13 protein-coding genes are annotated in these 16,080 nt (G+C 70.2%); 9 read left to right on the top strand and 4 right to left on the bottom strand.

Features of this window, described 5'->3' with window-relative positions; translation table 11 throughout:
* Position 1: 1 nt before the first annotated feature.
* The 3 genes from AB0M47_RS01055 to AB0M47_RS01065 form a co-directional block, all read right to left on the bottom strand.
* Positions 2–280, bottom strand: coding sequence for a hypothetical protein (locus AB0M47_RS01055; protein ID WP_363406295.1), 279 nt, complete (start codon positions 278–280; stop codon positions 2–4).
* A 12-nt stretch (positions 281–292) separates the two neighbouring features.
* Positions 293–790 (bottom strand): spherulation-specific family 4 protein, encoded by a 498-nt coding sequence (locus AB0M47_RS01060; RefSeq protein WP_363406298.1) that lies wholly within the window; start codon positions 788–790, stop codon positions 293–295.
* A 78-nt stretch (positions 791–868) separates the two neighbouring features.
* Positions 869–1,369 (bottom strand): CAP domain-containing protein, encoded by a 501-nt coding sequence (locus tag AB0M47_RS01065; protein ID WP_363406301.1) that lies wholly within the window; start codon positions 1,367–1,369, stop codon positions 869–871.
* A 456-nt stretch (positions 1,370–1,825) separates the two neighbouring features.
* Between AB0M47_RS01065 and AB0M47_RS01070 the strand changes: the two genes are divergently transcribed.
* From AB0M47_RS01070 to AB0M47_RS01080, 3 genes are all read left to right on the top strand, one after another.
* On the top strand, positions 1,826–2,026 hold the full coding sequence (locus AB0M47_RS01070) for a hypothetical protein (RefSeq protein ID WP_290861878.1): 201 nt from the start codon (positions 1,826–1,828) through the stop codon (positions 2,024–2,026).
* A gap of 449 nt (positions 2,027–2,475) precedes the next feature.
* Entirely contained in the window at positions 2,476–6,054 is a 3,579-nt protein-coding gene (gene smc, locus AB0M47_RS01075; RefSeq protein WP_363406305.1) for a chromosome segregation protein SMC, read from the top strand.
* Entirely contained in the window at positions 6,054–6,659 is a 606-nt protein-coding gene (locus tag AB0M47_RS01080; protein ID WP_363406308.1) for an HAD-IA family hydrolase, read from the top strand. Before smc ends, AB0M47_RS01080 begins: the two co-directional genes overlap by 1 nt.
* Before the next feature lie 251 nt (positions 6,660–6,910).
* Here the strand turns inward: AB0M47_RS01080 and AB0M47_RS01085 are convergent, their stop codons facing one another.
* Positions 6,911–7,975 (bottom strand): DUF5925 domain-containing protein, encoded by a 1,065-nt coding sequence (locus AB0M47_RS01085; protein ID WP_363406311.1) that lies wholly within the window; start codon positions 7,973–7,975, stop codon positions 6,911–6,913.
* Between the two features lie 104 nt (positions 7,976–8,079).
* Between AB0M47_RS01085 and ftsY the strand changes: the two genes are divergently transcribed.
* The 6 genes from ftsY to ffh all read left to right on the top strand — a co-directional run bounded on the left by ftsY (position 8,080) and on the right by ffh (position 16,029).
* The gene (gene ftsY, locus AB0M47_RS01090; protein WP_363406314.1) at positions 8,080–9,300 is read left to right on the top strand and encodes a signal recognition particle-docking protein FtsY; all 1,221 of its coding nucleotides are present in this window, start codon (positions 8,080–8,082) and stop codon (positions 9,298–9,300) included.
* Positions 9,297–10,088, top strand: a complete 792-nt coding sequence (locus AB0M47_RS01095; RefSeq protein ID WP_253757053.1) for an aminoglycoside phosphotransferase family protein — start codon at positions 9,297–9,299, stop codon at positions 10,086–10,088. Before ftsY ends, AB0M47_RS01095 begins: the two co-directional genes overlap by 4 nt.
* A gap of 293 nt (positions 10,089–10,381) precedes the next feature.
* Positions 10,382–11,767, top strand: a complete 1,386-nt coding sequence (locus tag AB0M47_RS01100) for an ammonium transporter (protein ID WP_363406419.1) — start codon at positions 10,382–10,384, stop codon at positions 11,765–11,767.
* Positions 11,768–11,791: 24 nt separating this feature from the next.
* Positions 11,792–12,130 carry a P-II family nitrogen regulator gene (locus AB0M47_RS01105; RefSeq protein ID WP_253757051.1) on the top strand — a complete coding sequence of 113 codons (339 nt, stop codon included), beginning with the start codon at positions 11,792–11,794 and terminating at the stop codon, positions 12,128–12,130.
* Positions 12,131–12,137: 7 nt separating this feature from the next.
* Positions 12,138–14,327: a [protein-PII] uridylyltransferase gene (locus AB0M47_RS01110; RefSeq protein ID WP_363406318.1), complete on the top strand. Its 2,190-nt coding sequence runs from the start codon at positions 12,138–12,140 to the stop codon at positions 14,325–14,327.
* A 178-nt stretch (positions 14,328–14,505) separates the two neighbouring features.
* Entirely contained in the window at positions 14,506–16,029 is a 1,524-nt protein-coding gene (gene ffh / locus AB0M47_RS01115) for a signal recognition particle protein (RefSeq protein ID WP_363406321.1), read from the top strand.
* The last annotated feature ends 51 nt before the right edge of the window (positions 16,030–16,080 follow it).

Raw genomic sequence — 16,080 nt, forward strand, 5'->3', positions numbered from 1 at the left:
GTCACTGTGCGGTGACGTACAGCTCGAAACCCTTGTCCCGGCAGGCTTTCTTCGCGCGGTCCACGTCCGGTCCCTGCACATAACAGACAGGGGTACGCCCAGCGGCGAGCACGTCTTTCACCACTTCGGGACTGGCCCCGAACGCGTCGAAGACGGCGACCTCGTCCGGGGCGTACTCGTCGGGGTTGAACTCGCGCAGGTCAGGCCGGGCGCGGCCGATCACCATGAAGATGACGACGATGGCCGAGCCCAGCGCCAGAACCTTGACGATCTTCTTCACCGCTGCGCTGCCTCACGCGGTGGCCAGCGCCGGAACGAGGCAGCCGGCCGACGTCGCGACGCCCCAGGCCGCGCCCCGTCCCCGCATCAGCTCCAGGCACTGCTCCATGTTCTCGCCCGGGATGCCGTGGACGACATGCCCGTCACCGGGGCGTACGCCGTCCTCGGTGCCGGACTGGTAATCGATCCAGTCGCCTTCGAAGGTGCAGATGATGGCGCCGAGCCCCCGATAGAGGCTGTCCGTCGGGCGGCCCGGATTGAGCAGGATCGTGTCGAAGCCCAACCGGCGCGCCGCGCGTACGGCCATCGCGACCGGGCCGATCGAGAACGGGCTGGTCGGGACTTGGTCGAAGAAGAGGCCGCCGACGGCCTGCGCGCCCCACTCGTCGAGTTCGGCCTTGACCGACTCGACCGGACGCGCGCCGAAGGCGAGGTCGAGGTACCCCAGCGGGACGCCGGCGTTGACGGGTCCGGCGACCGGATGCGCGTAGATCGTCAGGTGTCTGCCCACACCGTCGTCAACGATTTGCCCGTTTGAGTCGAGACTGTCGCTGAATTGACAGGCCTGTTGACGGCGGCCCCGGCGGTGCTACTGCCGTCCGAAGTCCTGCGTCCAGTACGGTGTCGACTTCCGGTATGCCAACCCGACGCCGATCGCCTTGAGATCGCAGTTGAGGATGTTGGCCCGGTGCCCCTCGCTGTTCATCCAGCCCTTCATCACGGCCGCCGCGTCCGCATACCCGTACGCGATGTTCTCGGCGCCGGCCGCGTTGCGCGGGTAGCCCGTCGCCGCGATCCGGTCGACGAAGGACGATCCGTCCGGGCCGGTATGGCTGAAGAAGTTCTTCTCCGCCATCAGCGCGCTGTAGGAGCGGGCCGCTTTGTGCAGGCGGGAGTCGTTGCGCAGCTTGCCGCAGCCGGCCTTCACCCGTTCGGCGTTCACCAGGTCGAAGACCTTGTTCTCGACCGACGTGATCTTGTCCAGCGCGGTCGGGGACGCCTTGGTGGGCGACGGCTTCGGCGAGGCGGAGGCCGGGGACGTACTCCCCGAGGGGGTCACTGGGCTGGGCGAACCTGAGACGGTCGCCACCGGCTCAGGGGACCCGGAGGCGGAGGATGAGACATTGACGCCGGGATCGCCCGATGCCGATGAGGGCGAGAAGTTGGGGGCGAAGTGCGCGACGGCGGCGAAAAGCCCGACGATCAGGGCCGCGGCGAGCAGTAAGGCGAGCACCAAAGGCAGCGGTGACCTGCTCGGAGCCCGGTGCATCGGCCTGTTGGGGGAGGGGTGCACTCGCCGAAGCTATCCGGACGGCTGGACAGGGGCAACCCAGACGATGTGTCAGATCACGACAGATCGGGATGAGGGCGTAACGGGTCTCACGGGGTGGCGCAGCTTGACTCCGACTCCCGATCGGCGGAGTATGGAATCCGACGCCGTATCGCGCCCTAACCGTGTCCACCCACATGCGCCGTGGGCCGGCTGCCGCGAGACAAATGGGCGCGTGTCGACCGGCATACCGGTGGCGCAGAACAAGGAGATGAAATGGCGAAGGCCCTCTTTGGCCACGTCACGATGGCACCAGACCGGCGCCTTCTGGACGAGGTCACCAAGTTGCGTGCCCGGGTGAACTCGCTGGAGTTCGAGAACACTCGCCTGCGGGCGGAGAACGATCGGCTGGCCGCTGCGGTCGCCGGGAGCGAGAACGACGAGTTCCTCCGTCTCGCCGAGACGGCGATGGCCTGATCGACCCGGGCCGAAGAACCTGATAGCGCGCCTGCCACCTCGTGGCGGCGCGCTGTTGTATCTCTGCATCCCCCCGCCCCCGCCGCCCTTACCCTCGCCGCCTACCGGCTGCTCGCCCCCCGGCCTCGCCGCCTACCGGCTGCTCGCCCCCGCCGCTCCCGGCCCCACCCCGTTGATCATGGAGTTAACTGTGGTCTCGGCGGCGTGTCGAGGGTGCGAAGTCCATGATCAACGCGACGGTGAGCGGAGCGACGGCGGGTGGAGCGTGGGCGAGCGGAGCGACGGTGAGTGGAGCGTGGGCGAGTAAGGGTGGGGTCGAGCTGCGCTTGTGTGGGGCTGTCGGATAGTGGGTAGGTGGCAGCGGCACCTCGTCCCGCCGCGCCGCCGCCGACGCCGGACCCCCAGCGGGTAGGCTCCACCTCTGCACCTTCACGAGACAGCGGAGACCCGTGCACCTCAAGACCCTGACGGCGAAGGGGTTCAAGTCCTTCGCCTCCACGACCAAGCTGCAGCTGGAACCGGGAATCACCTGCGTGGTGGGGCCCAACGGCTCCGGCAAGTCGAACGTGGTCGACGCCATCTCCTGGGTGCTCGGCGAGCAGGGCGCCAAGGCACTGCGCGGCGGCAAGATGGAAGACGTCATCTTCGCCGGGACCGCCGGCCGCCCGCCGCTGGGCCGGGCCGAGGTTACGCTGACCATCGACAATGGTGACGGCGCGCTGCCGATCGACTACTCCGAGGTGTCGATCACGCGGCGGATGTTCCGCTCCGGCGAGAGCGAGTACGAGATCAACGGCGACCGGTGCCGGCTGATCGACATCCAGGAGCTGCTCTCCGACTCCGGCATCGGCCGGGAGATGCACGTCATCGTGGGCCAGGGCCAGCTCGACGCGGTCCTGCACGCCAAGCCCGAGGACCGCCGCGCGTTCATCGAGGAGGCGGCCGGCGTACTGAAGCACCGCAAGCGCAAGGAGAAGGCGCTGCGGAAGCTCGACGCGATGCAGGCCAACCTCAACCGGCTCAACGACTTGACGACAGAACTCCGTCGCCAGCTCAAGCCGCTCGGCCGGCAGGCAGAGATCGCTCGCCGGGCCGCCGGCATCCAGGCCGACCTGCGGGATGCCCGGCTCCGGCTGCTCGCCGACGACCTGCACACGTTGCGCAGCACCCTGGATCGGGAGATCGCCGACGAGGCCGCCCTGCGGGACCGGCGGCGTACGGTCGAAGCGGATCACGCTGAGGCTCAGCGGTCGCTGCACGAGCTGGAGACGGCCCACGCCGCTGACGCGCCGGCTCTGCAAGCCGCTCAGGACACCTGGTACCAGATGTCCACTCTGCAGGAGCGCTTCCGGTCGACCGCGCAGCTCGCGGCGGAACGTCTGCGGCACCTGTCCGCCCCGACCGAGGACGAGCAGCGCGGGCGCGACCCCGACCAGCTCGTCGAGGAGGCCGAGGCGGTCCGCGACGAGGAGATCGCGCTCCGCGAGGCGCTGGAGATCGACAAGGACCGGCTGGGCGAGGCGGTCGCCGCCCGGCAGCGCCTGGAGCACGAACTGGCCGCCGCCGAGAAGGCACTCGTCGCCGCGGTCAAGGCGATCGCCGACCGCCGCGAAGGGCTGGCCAAGCTCGCCGGGCAGGTCGCCAGCGCGCGTACGCGGACGACGACGGCCGCCGAGGAGATCTCCCGGCTCAGCGCCGCACACTCCGACGCCGCCGCCCGGGCCGGCCAGGCCCAGGAGGAGGTGGACGTCGCCAACGCCGAGTCCACCGAGGCCGATCGGGACAACGTCGCCCTCGACGAGGCGCTCGCCGTCGCGACCGCCGCCCTCACCGAGGCCAACGAACAGCTGAAACTGCTCTCCGACGCGGAACGCACGACGGAGAAGGACGCGGCGAGCTGGCGGGCGCGGGCCGAAGCCCTGTCCCTCGGACTGCGTCGCAAGGACGGCGCGGGCGCGCTGCTCGCCCGGTCCGGCGACGTACCGGGGCTGATGGGAAGCGTCGCATCCCTGCTCACCGTCGAGTCGGGCTATCAGGGCGCGATCGCCGCGGCCCTCGGTGGACTGGCGGACGCGGTCGTGGTCGCCGGGGTCGACGAGGCCGCCGAGGCGATGCGCCTGCTCAAGATCTCCGACGCCGGGCGGGCGTCGATGCTGGTCGGCGGGCGTGGAGTCAGCCGGCCGCCGGCGGTCGCGCTGCCCGACGGCGCTCGGTGGGCGAGCGACCTCGTGCGGTGCTCCGAGGAGCTGCGCCCGGCCGTGGACAAGGCACTCGCCGAGGTCGCGGTCGTTCCCGATCTGCGCCGGGCCACCGAGCTGGTGTCGGCGTACCCGCAGCTCCGGGCGGTCACCCCGGAGGGCGACGTCATCGGGGCGTACGCCGCCGCGGGCGGGTCGGCCAAGGAACCCAGCTACATCGAGACCCAGGCCGCAGTCGACGAGGCCGACCAGAAGCGGGCCGCCGCCGAGGCGGAGTTGTCCCGGCTGCGCCACCAGATCACCGCGTCCCGCGAAGTCATCGCCGTACGCAAGAAGGCGGTCGACGAGGCGGCAGCGGCCAAGCGCGCGGCCGAAGGCGAGCGCAACGCCGTCGCCCGGCAGCTCGCCGAACTCGGCGCGGCCGCCCGGTCGGCCCGAGCCGAGGCGGATCGGCTCGCCGTCGCCCGGGACAAGGCGGTCGCCAGCCGCGAAGAAGACCTCGAACGCCTCGCCGAGCTGGAGGAGCGCCTCGAACTGGCGCAGGACAGCCCGATCGAGGAGGATCCCTCGTCGGCCGAACGCGATCAACTCGCCGCGTCGGTGCCACAGGCTCGGCAGAATGAGATGGAAGTCCGCCTCGCTGTGCGTACAAGTGAGGAACGCGTCTCGAGCATCGCGGGCCGCGCGGACTCCTTGTTGCGCCAGGCGCAGGCCGAACGGGCCGCGAGAGAACGGGCTGCCGCGCGGCGTGCGGCCCGGGAGCGTGGCGCCGGCATCGCGCGAGCCGTGGAGAGCGGCGCGCGACTGGCCCTCGGGCAGCTGTCGGGCGCCCTGACGATGGCCGCGAGCCGCCGCGACGAGCTGGCTGAGGCGCGGACCGCGCGGGAGGCCGAGCTGGCCGAGGTACGCGCGGACGCCAAGCGGCTCGGTGGCGACCTGGACCGGCTGACCAGCGAGGTGCACCGCGACGAGGTGGCCCGGGCCGAGCAGCGACTGCGCATCGAGCAGCTGGAGGCGAAGGCCGCCGAGGAGTACTCGATCGACGTCGACACCCTGCTCGGCGAGTACGGGCCGCACGTTCCGGTGCCGATCCTCACCGAGGAAGCGGCGAAGTCGGCGCCCGCCGAACCCGCCGAGGGCGAGCCTGCCGCCGAGACGCCGACCATTCCCTACGACCGGGCGATCCAGGAGAAGCGCGCGGCCAAGGCGGAACGGGAGCTGGCCCTGCTCGGCAAGGTCAACCCGCTCGCGCTGGAGGAGTTCGCCGCGCTGGAGGAGCGCTACAAGTTCCTCTCGGACCAGCTCGAAGACCTCAAGGCGACCCGCAAGGACCTGCTGACCGTCGTCAAGGACGTCGACGACCGCATCCTGCAGGTCTTCGCCGACGCGTTCCACGACACCGCGCGGGAGTTCGAGCAGGTCTTCAAGGTGCTCTTCCCCGGTGGCGAGGGCAGGCTGATCCTCACCGATCCTGAGGACATGCTGACCACGGGCGTCGAGGTCGAGGCACGGCCACCGGGCAAGAAGATCAAGCGGCTGTCGCTGCTCTCCGGCGGCGAGCGCTCGCTGACCGCGGTCGCGTTGCTCTGCGCGATCTTCCGCGCTCGCCCCAGCCCGTTCTACATCATGGACGAGGTGGAGGCGGCGCTCGACGACGTCAACCTCGGCCGCCTGATCACCCTCTTCGAGCAGCTCCGCGAGAAGAGCCAGCTGATCATCATCACGCACCAGAAGCGCACGATGGAGGTCGCCGACGCGTTGTACGGCGTCACCATGCGCGCGGGTGTGACCGAAGTGATCAGCCAGCGACTGTCGCGTGAGGACGATTGATGACCGGCGTACGCGAACCTGCGAAAGCCCTGCTCATTGACCTGGACGGAGTGGTGCGGCACTTCGACGGCGCGATCGACGCGGCGATCGAGGACCGGCACTTCCTCGAACCCGGGGCGATCTTCCAGGCGGCGATGGAGCCGGACCGGTATCGGACCCTGGTCACCGGCGGGTGGACCCGGGCCGAATGGCTCGCGGACGTCGGCGCCGCGCTCGGCCTGACTGAGTCTGATGTGGACGAACTGGCCCGATACCGGGGCTACCTCGACCGCGAGGTGCTGGAATTCGTCCGGGAAGTACGCGCGGCCGGCATACCCGTCGCGTTGTGCAGCAACGCACCCCGTGACCTCGCGGACGACCTCGTCCAACTGGGCATCGCGGAGGACTTCGACGCCGTCGTCAACTCCTCCGACCTCGGGTACGCCAAACCCCAGCCCGAATACTTCCAAGCCGCCTGCGTCGCCGTACGCACAGTGCAGCGCTACTGCCTGTTCGTCGACGACTCACAGCGCAACGTCGAAGGCGCACGGCGGGTCGGGATCGCCGCCTTCCGGTGGAGCGGACGCTCCGACCTTCCCTACCTGAAGGCCGCACTGGGCCTTTGAGCTTTTGGGCTCGCTTCGGGCCGCTTCGGGCTCGCTTTGGGCCCGCTTCCGGCCCGCTTTTGGGCGCGCTTCGGGCCCGCTTTTGGGTGCGCTTCCCGCCCGCTTTGGGCCCCCTTCGTGCCCGCTTTTGGGCACCAGATCATGGATATGCATGCGATCTTGGGCACTTTTAGCAGGCATATCCATGATCTAGTGCCTACGCCGGCGGCGTGCCCAAGCGGGCGGCGTGCCCAAGCGCACGGCAGCGAGCGTCAGAGATACTGCCCGACGCGCTCCTCTTCGACCGGCGCGGTCAGTGTGCCGGAGCGGAGGGCGTACAGCTCGGCCAGGGTGGCGCCGGTCGCCGGGATGCCTGTCGGCGTCCCCAGCCAGGTGGCGGCCTCGGCGTGCGGGAGTGGCGTCACCTCGATCCGGGCCAGGCAACGTCCCGGGCGCAGGACCGCCGGGTGCAGCCGGGCGAGATCCTCGTTCGTCGTGATCGCGACGAGCACGTTGCGCCCCTGCCCGAGCAGCCCGTCGGTCAGGTTGAGCAGCCGGGACAGCGCCTGCCCGGTCGACTGCTTCGCCTCGCCCCGGATCAGCTCGTCGCAGTCCTCCAGCAGCAGCATCCGCCAGCGCGGGCCCTCTTCGTCGTCGTCCACGCCGACCGCCATGCTCATCAGGTAGGACGGCGTACCGAAGAGTGTCTCGGGGTCGATGACGGCGTCGATCCGGCACCATGAGCGCCATTCGCGGGCGAGGCTGCGCAGAGCGGTGGTCTTGCCGGTGCCGGGTGGACCGTGCAGGAGCAGCAGCCGTCCGTCGATCGTGTCCGGCGTGAGCGTCATCAGCCGGTCGAACTGCGCTGCGACCGCGGTCGCGTAGTTCGACCGCAGCTCGGTCCACGGAGTCGTGGCGATCTTGCGTACGGCGCGCCGGGGGCCGTGGCCGGTGAAGTGGGCGAAACCGACCTCGACCGTCTCGACCTCGGCGGTCTCCGGCTCCTGGACGTCCTTGACGCTCTCCTCCAGGACGGTCCGGGCCAGTTCGGCGGAGGCGGCCGTGACGGTCACCACAGCCGAACCGCCGCGCCAGCGTACGGCGCGCAGTGTCCAGCCGTCGCCGGTGGCGAGGTGGGAGCTGGTCCCGTCGTCTCGGGCGGCCCGCCGGATCTCGGCCCCGGCCGGCAGCAGCAACGCGTCCGCCCGCACCCGTTCCAGGCGCTGCGTACGCGCGAAGGGCTGAGCGCCCGTCGCGAACTCGGCGAGCGCCATGGCGTCGATCACGTCGACGGGAGAGTCGGCGTCATCCAGGTAAAAGGTGTGCGGGAAAGACACCTGACCATGATCGGTCCAGGGCCCCACATCGATCAACGGATTTCGGGTGGCGGCGAGCGCCGCCGTGCCGACGCCGGGCGGCGCGAGTCTGAGAGGATGAACGGATGGAAAACCTCGTCATCCCTCTGGTGGTGTTGATCGTTCTGATCGGTGCCGCGCTAGTCGTCTTCGCGGTTCGCCGTTCCCGCCGCAGCGTTCCGCCGCAGCCGTCCGCGCCGCGTACCGAGGTCACGACTCCTGACGAGGTCACACCGCCGGCCGGGGCTCCGACCGGCGTGATCGTCGAACCGAAACCCACGGCGGAACCAGAGGCGGCACCAGAAGCGGCGCCGGAGGCGAAACCTGCGCCGAAGCCGGCGGAGAAGCCGCAGGTCGAGGTTCCCGAGCCCACCGCAGGCCGGCTCGTCCGCCTGCGCAGTCGCCTGGCGCGCAGCCAGAACGCCCTGGGCCGGGGTCTGCTCGCCGTGCTGTCCCGCGATCGGCTGGACGAGGACGCCTGGGAGGAGATCGAGGAAAGCCTGATCACGGCGGACGTCGGCGTCGAGTCCACCGGCCAGATCGTCGCCAAGTTGCGGGAGCGTACCCGGGTGCTCGGGACGCGTTCGGTCGCCGACGTCAAGACGCTGCTCGCCGAGGAGCTGACCGACGCGCTCGATCCGAAGCTCGATCGGTCACTGAAGGCGAGCCCGCAGGACGGCCGCCCGGCGGTGATCCTGGTCGTCGGCGTGAACGGCGCGGGCAAGACCACGACCTGCGGAAAGATCGCCCGAGTGCTGGTCGCCGACGGCCACAGCGTCGTCCTCGGCGCGGCCGACACGTTCCGGGCCGCCGCCGCCGACCAGCTGGCCACCTGGGGCAGCCGGGTGGGCGCCGACATCGTGCGGGGACCGGAGGCCGGCGACCCGGCCGCTGTGGCGTACGACGCGGTCAAGCAGGGCATCGACACGGGAGTCGACACGGTGTTGATCGACACCGCGGGCCGACTGCAGAACAAGATCGGCCTCATGGACGAGCTGGGCAAGGTCAAGCGGGTCGTGGAGAAGCACGGCCCGGTCGACGAGACCCTGCTCATCCTGGACGCCACAACCGGACAGAACGGCCTGGAGCAGGCCCGCGTCTTCATGGAGGTCTGCGACGTCACGGGTGTCGTGCTCACGAAGCTGGACGGAACCGCCAAGGGCGGTATCGTCATCGCTGTGCAGCGCAAGCTCGGGATCCCGGTCAAACTGGTCGGACTCGGCGAGGGCCCGGACGACCTGGCCCCGTTCGAGCCCGCCGCCTTCGTCAGCGCTCTGCTGGGCACCGAGCACCCGGACGCCGTGTGACTGTGGACTATGAGATCCCGCTGCGCGGAGGCAACGTCTCGACCGTAGTGCGGGTGGGAGACACCGTACGCCGGAACGCCGGGCCCTGGACCCCGTCAGTCCATGCTCTGCTGCGCCATCTGGAGCACGCCGGGTTCACCGGCTCGCCCCGGGCGCTCGGCATGGACACGCAGGGCCGCGAGGTCCTCTCCTACCTGACCGGCGAGTGCGGCGAATATCCGCTCAAGCCTTACTGGGTGACCGACGAGGCACTCGTCACAGTCGCCACCATGCTGCGCATGTTCCACGACGCGCAGGCCGGTTTCCGGCCGCCGCCGGGGGCGGTGTGGCGCTCGTTCGGCCCGCCGCCGCCGGACGCCGAGGTCATCTGCCACCACGACGCCGCGCCGCACAACGTCATCTGGCGTCCGGACGGCACCCTGGCGATGATCGACTTCGACCTGGCCTCGCCGGGCGCGCGCATCTACGACGTCGCGTACGCGGCCTGGACCTGGGTGCCGCTGTTCAGCGACCGGGACTCGGTGACGCTCGGCTGGCACCGGCCCGACCGGCCCCGCCGGCTGCGACTGTTCGCCGACGCCTACGGGTTGATCCCGCGCGACCGCCACCGCCTGGTCCGCACGATCCGCAAGCGCATCGTGGACCACGTCGAGGGCATTCGCCGGATGGCGGCCGCGGGCGATCCCGCGTTCGTCCGGATCGTCAACAAGGGCCACCTGCGTCGCCCGATGCGTGACCTGCGCCTGCTCGACTACGAGCGCTACACCCTCGAGCACGCCCTCCGCTAAGCGGGCACGCCCTCCGCCAAGCGAGCCTTCGGCCACTGCGCCGGATCAGGGTTCCGGGTCGAATCATGAACCAAGATTCGACCGAGAACCCTGATCCGGCGCAAAACGCCCGTCCCCGAAGGGCCGGTGAGGATTTCTTCACACGCCGGAAACACTTCGTGACACACACGAAACCGCGCAACGTGAATGCGTGAAACACGCGCCCGGAAAGCTCCCCCAACAACCGGCGCAGCGGCGATGCGGCCCCAGCCGGGAGGGAGAATTCCACTCACTGAGGAGGGCACGTGCTGCTCCTGGAGGACGCGCCGACGATCGACACCGGGAACACGACCTGGTTGCTCGTCTCCAGCGCACTTGTGTTGCTCATGACGCCGGGTCTCGCCTTCTTCTACGGCGGCCTGAACCGGGCCAAGAGCGTACTGAACATGATGATGATGAGCTTCGTGACGATCGGGCTCGTCTCGGTGCTGTGGGTCGTCTACGGGTTCTCGTTGGCCTTCGGCGCCAACGACAACACCGGGGTGAACGACTATCTCGGTAGCTTCACGGCGTACCTGGGTGGCAACACCGGCGACACGTTCAGCGCGCTCTGGGGAACCACCGGGATCCCGGTCTTCGTCTTCATGGCGTTCCAGATGATGTTCGCGGTCATCACCGTCGCGCTGATCAGCGGTTCACTGTCGGACCGCACGAAGTTCGCGGGCTGGCTGGTGTTCGCCTTCGGCTGGATGACCCTGGTCTACGTGCCGGTCGCGCACTGGATCTGGGGCGGCGGCTTCATCGCCACGAAGATCCACGCGCTGGACTTCGCCGGCGGTACCGCGGTCCACATCAACGCCGGTGCGGCCGCCCTGGGCGTCGTCCTGGTGCTCGGCAAGCGGATCGGCTGGCCCAAGGAGGCCTTCAAACCGCACAACGTCCCGTTCGTCGCGCTCGGCGCCGGCCTGCTGTGGTTCGGCTGGTTCGGCTTCAACGCCGGTTCCGAGCTGACCGCTGACGCCACCGCCGCGGTCGCGTTCCTCAACACCCAGGTCGCCACGGCGGCCGCGGTGCTCGGCTGGATCGCCGTCGAGTGGCTCAAGTCGGGCAAGCCGACCCTGGTCGGGGCGTCCTCGGGCGCGGTCGCCGGTCTGGTCGCCATCACCCCGGCCTGTGGTTTCGTCTCCCCGTGGGCGGCGATCGTCCTCGGCATCGTGGCCGGCGCGGTCTGCGCCCTCGCGGTCAGCCTGAAGTACAAGCTGGGCTTCGACGACTCGCTCGACGTGGTCGGCGTCCACTTCGTCGGTGGCTGGATCGGCTCGCTGTCGCTGGGCCTGTTCGCCAACGACTACGTGAACTCGCTGATCACCGACGGCCTCGGGGCCAGCAACGGGCTCTTCTACGGCGGCGGCGTCACCCAGCTCGGGCGGCAGGCGCTGGCCAGCGGCATCGTCTCGATCTACTCGTTCGGCGTGGCCGCTTTGCTCGCCCTCGCCATCAAGGTGACGATCGGTCTGCGGACGTCGCCGGAGACCGAGGTCGAGGGCATCGACGTCAACGAGCACGCCGAGTCGGCGTACGACTTCGCTCCCACCGGCGGCGCTGCCGGTGCGTTCGCGATGGCCGGCATCACGCCGGCGGCGAGCAAGGCCGCGGAGGCCGAAGAGCCGGCCCCGTCCACCGAGAAGGTGGCCGGTTAAGGTCCAACGATGGAGGGATTGAGCATGAAGCTGGTCACCGCGGTCATCAAGCCATACCAGCTGGACGCCGTGAAGGCGGCGTTGCAGACGCTCGGCGTGGCGGGGATGACGGTCAGCGAGGTCCAGGGATACGGCCGGCAGAAGGGACACACCGAGGTGTACCGGGGAGCCGAGTACACGGTGGAGTTCCTGCCGAAGATCCGTATCGAGGTGCTCACCGACGAACTGGACGTGGACAAGGTGGTCGACAACATCGTCACCGCCGCACGGACCGGGAAGATCGGCGACGGGAAGGTCTGGGTCACGGAGGTCTCCGAGGTGATCCGGGTGCGTACCGGCGAACGCGGCCTCGACGCACTGTGATTTCACTGTGACTCCGAGTACGAACATCGGCGCCGCCGCACGCTTCGAGCGTGCGGCGGCGTTCGACGTCTGGCTGACGAAGCTCGCCGCCGATTCGGCGATGCCGCCGGGCGTCAGCCTCGTCGCGGTCGGCGGGCTCGGCCGCCGCGAATGCGCCCCTCGCGGCGACCTCGACCTGGTCCTGCTGCACACCGGGGTCAGCGGCGTCGAGGAACTCGCGGCGCGTATCTGGTATCCGATATGGGACAGCCGGGTCGGGCTCGACCACTCGGTCCGGACCGTGGACGAGTCGCTCGCCGCGGCCGAGGCCGACGCCAAGGTCGCCCTCGGCCTGCTCGACGCACGCCACGTCACCGGCGACGCCGACCTCACCGCGCGGCTCGCGCGGAGCGCGGCCGACCTGTGGCGGCGTACGGCGCCGAGTCAGCTCAGCCGGCTCCGCGAGCTCACCGAGGCTCGGCACGACACGCACGGCACGCTGACCCACCTTCTCGAAGGCGACCTCAAGGAGTCCGCGGGCGGCCTTCGCGACGTGGGCATCCTCCGCGGGATCGGTCGCGCCGGCATCGCCGAGGCCACTCCTCCGGCGATACGCGCAGCGCAGACCCGCCTTCTGGACGTTCGTGACGCACTGCACCGGTCGGCGGGACGCAACCTGGATCGGCTCGTGGCGCACGAGCGGGCCGCCGTCGCCGAGGCACTGGATCTGCCGGACGGGGACGCCCTGCTGCGCCGGGTCGCCAACGACGCGGCCACCGTCGAATGGGCGCTGGACGACGCCTGGCGCTCCGTCCACCGATGGCGGGCCTCGCTGCGGCGGGGTGGCGTACCGCATCGGCCGCGGCGTCTGCCGTTGGCGACCGATGTCGTCGAGAGCGACGGCGAGGTGGTGCTCGCCCGGTCGGCGGTCACCCCGCATCCCGACCCGAGTCTGTCGCTCCGCGTCGCCGCGGCGGCCGCGACGGCGAAGCTTCCCATCGCCCGGTCGACGCTGGAGTGGTTGAGCCGCTACGTGCCGCCGTTGCCCAATCCGTGGCCCGCCGCTGCGCGTACCGCCCTGATGAGTCTGTTGGGCTCCGGGCCGGCGCTGATCCCGACCTGGACCGCGTGCGACCGGTTCGGGCTGATCGCGGCCTGGCTGCCGGAGTGGGCTCGGTTGCGCGGCGCGCCGCAGCACAACCCGGTGCATCTGTTTACTTTGGACCGTCACCTGGTGTCGGCGGCGGCCGAGGCGGCCGGGTACGCGCGCGAGGTCGCGCGGCCGGACCTGTTGCTGGTCGGCGCGCTCGTGCACGACGTGGGCAAGGGGCTGCCCGGCGACCACAGCGTGGTCGGCGCGCCGCTCGCGGCCGACATCGCGCGTCGCATCGGGCTGGCGGACGCGGACGTCGTGATGATCGAGCGTCTGGTGCGGCATCACCTGGTGCTGCCGGAGATCGCCACCCGGCGAGACATCGGCGACCCCGCGACTGTGACGGCGGTGGCCGAGATCGTGGGCGACACCGAGACGCTGGAGCTGTTGCACATGCTGGCGCGGTCGGACGCGGTCGCGACCGGGCCCGCGGCCTGGACCACCTGGAAGTCGCGGCTGATCGACCAGCTCGTCGCGGCGGTCCGGGCGAGCCTGGCCGGAGCGCCGCTGCCCGCGCCGATGGCACCCGACCCGACCCTGCTCGGGGCGGACCTCCCGGTCGTTCAGGTGGCGCCGGACTGGGTCGCGCTGGCCGCCAAGGACCGCCGGGGCCTGCTCGCCACGGTCGCGGGATGCCTGGCCATGCATCAGCTCGAAGTGGTGGCGGTCAACTCGATCACCGTGGCGGACCGGGCCGTCCTGCAGTGCGCCGTGCAGCCCCGATACGGCGCCTCCCCGGACCGGGACCGGCTGGCCGCGGATCTCCGGCGAGCCGCCCTCGATCAGCTCGTCCTCCCCACTCGGCTGGCTCGCCGATCGCGTACGCCCAACGGCGCCCGCCCGCGCCCGCGCCTGCTCTGGCCCGGCGACGACCTGCTCGAAGTACGCGCGACCGACGAGCCGGGCCTGCTGTACCGGATCGCCTCGACGCTCGCCGAGCTGGGCGTGAACCTCCGGGCCGCCCGCGTCTCGACGCTGGGCGCGGATGTGGTGGACACGTTCTACCTGATCGGCCCGGTCGACCGGCCCGCCATCGAGGCCGCCCTGCTCGCCCTCCTGGACTGACCCGATTCTTCGCTCGCGGCTCGCTTGTTTGCGGCAGATCATGGATACGCATGCGATCTTGGGTTGAGATGGCATGCAGATCCGTGATCCGCACTCGATTTGCGAGGCGGGTAGTCTTTCGGGGGCGGCGACGAGCCGCCCTTGATCGGACAAACCTCACCAACAGGATGATTGCGCTGTGTTTGACACACTGAGCGACCGGCTTTCGGGGATCTTCACGAAGCTGCGCGGCAAGGGGCGGCTCACCGAGGCCGACATCGACGCCACCGCGCGCGAGATCCGGCTCGCCCTGCTCGAGGCGGACGTCGCGCTGCCTGTCGTGCGCTCGTTCGTCGCGGCGCTCAAGGAGCGGGCGCGCGGCGCCGAGGTGTCCCAGGCGCTCAACCCCGCGCAGCAGATCATCAAGATCGTCCACGAGGAGCTGATCAACGTCCTCGGCGGCGAGGCGCGGCGGCTCCAGTTCGCCAAGCAGCCGCCGACCGTGATCATGCTGGCCGGTCTCCAGGGTTCCGGTAAGACCACGCTGGCCGGGAAGCTGGCCAAGTGGCTCAAGGGCCAGGGCCACCAGCCCATGCTGGTCGCGGCCGACCTCCAGCGCCCGAACGCGGTCAACCAGCTCCAGGTGCTCGGTGGGCGGGCCGGCGTCGAGGTCTTCGCGCCCGAGCCCGGCAACGGCGTCGGCGACCCGGTCGCGGTCGCCAAGGAGTCGATCGAGTACGCCCGCCGCCACATGCGCGACATCGTCATCGTCGACACCGCCGGCCGGCTGGGCATCGACCAGGAGATGATGGCGCAGGCGGCGTCGATCCGCGACGCGGTCACCCCCGACGAGGTCATCTTCGTCATCGACGCGATGGTCGGTCAGGACGCGGTCGCCACAGCCGAGGCGTTCCGCGACGGCGTCGGCATCACCGGCGTCGTGCTGTCCAAGCTGGACGGTGACGCCCGGGGTGGCGCGGCGCTGAGCGTACGCCACGTGACGGGGCAGCCCATCCTCTTCGCGTCCACCGGCGAGAAGCTGGAGGACTTCGACGTCTTCCACCCCGACCGGATGGCCAGCCGCATCCTCGGCATGGGCGACGTCCTCACGCTGATCGAGCAGGCCGAGGCGGCCTTCGACGCCGATCAGAAGGAGAAGATGACGTCGAAGCTGCTCGGTGGCGAGCAGTTCACCCTCGAAGACTTCCTCGACCAGCTGATCGCGATCCGCCGGATGGGCCCGATCGCGAACATGCTCAAGATGATGCCGGGCATGAACCAGATGAAGGGTCAGCTCGACGACCTGGACGACAAGCACTTCGACCGGGTGACGGCGATCATCCGCTCGATGACCCCGGCCGAGCGGACCAACCCGAAGATCATCAACGGTTCGCGCCGCGCCCGTATCGCCACCGGCTCCGGCGTCACCGTGATGGACGTGAACCAGCTGCTCAATCGCTTCACCGACGCGCAGAAGATGATGAAGCAGATGGGCGGCATGATGGGCCTGCCCGGCGGCGGCCGGCGCAAGGCGACCAAGAGCCCGAAGAACAAGCGCAAGGGCACCAAGGGCGGCGGCCGGTCCGGCGGCGGCTTCCCGGCCGGTCTGCCCGGCGGCGGCATGCCGCAGCTGCCGCCCGGTCTCGACCCGTCGCAGCTCGGCGGAGACGACTTCAAGGCGCCGAAGCTCGACTTCAACAAGCTCTTCAAGCGCGACAACTAACCGGCTCGCCTGTTCAACCGCTGCCGTCGGCGGGGCTGCGCGCGACGCTAC

It is taken from the genome of Hamadaea sp. NPDC051192, assembly GCF_040682475.1.
In the GTDB taxonomy this organism is placed as follows: domain Bacteria; phylum Actinomycetota; class Actinomycetes; order Mycobacteriales; family Micromonosporaceae; genus Hamadaea; species Hamadaea flava.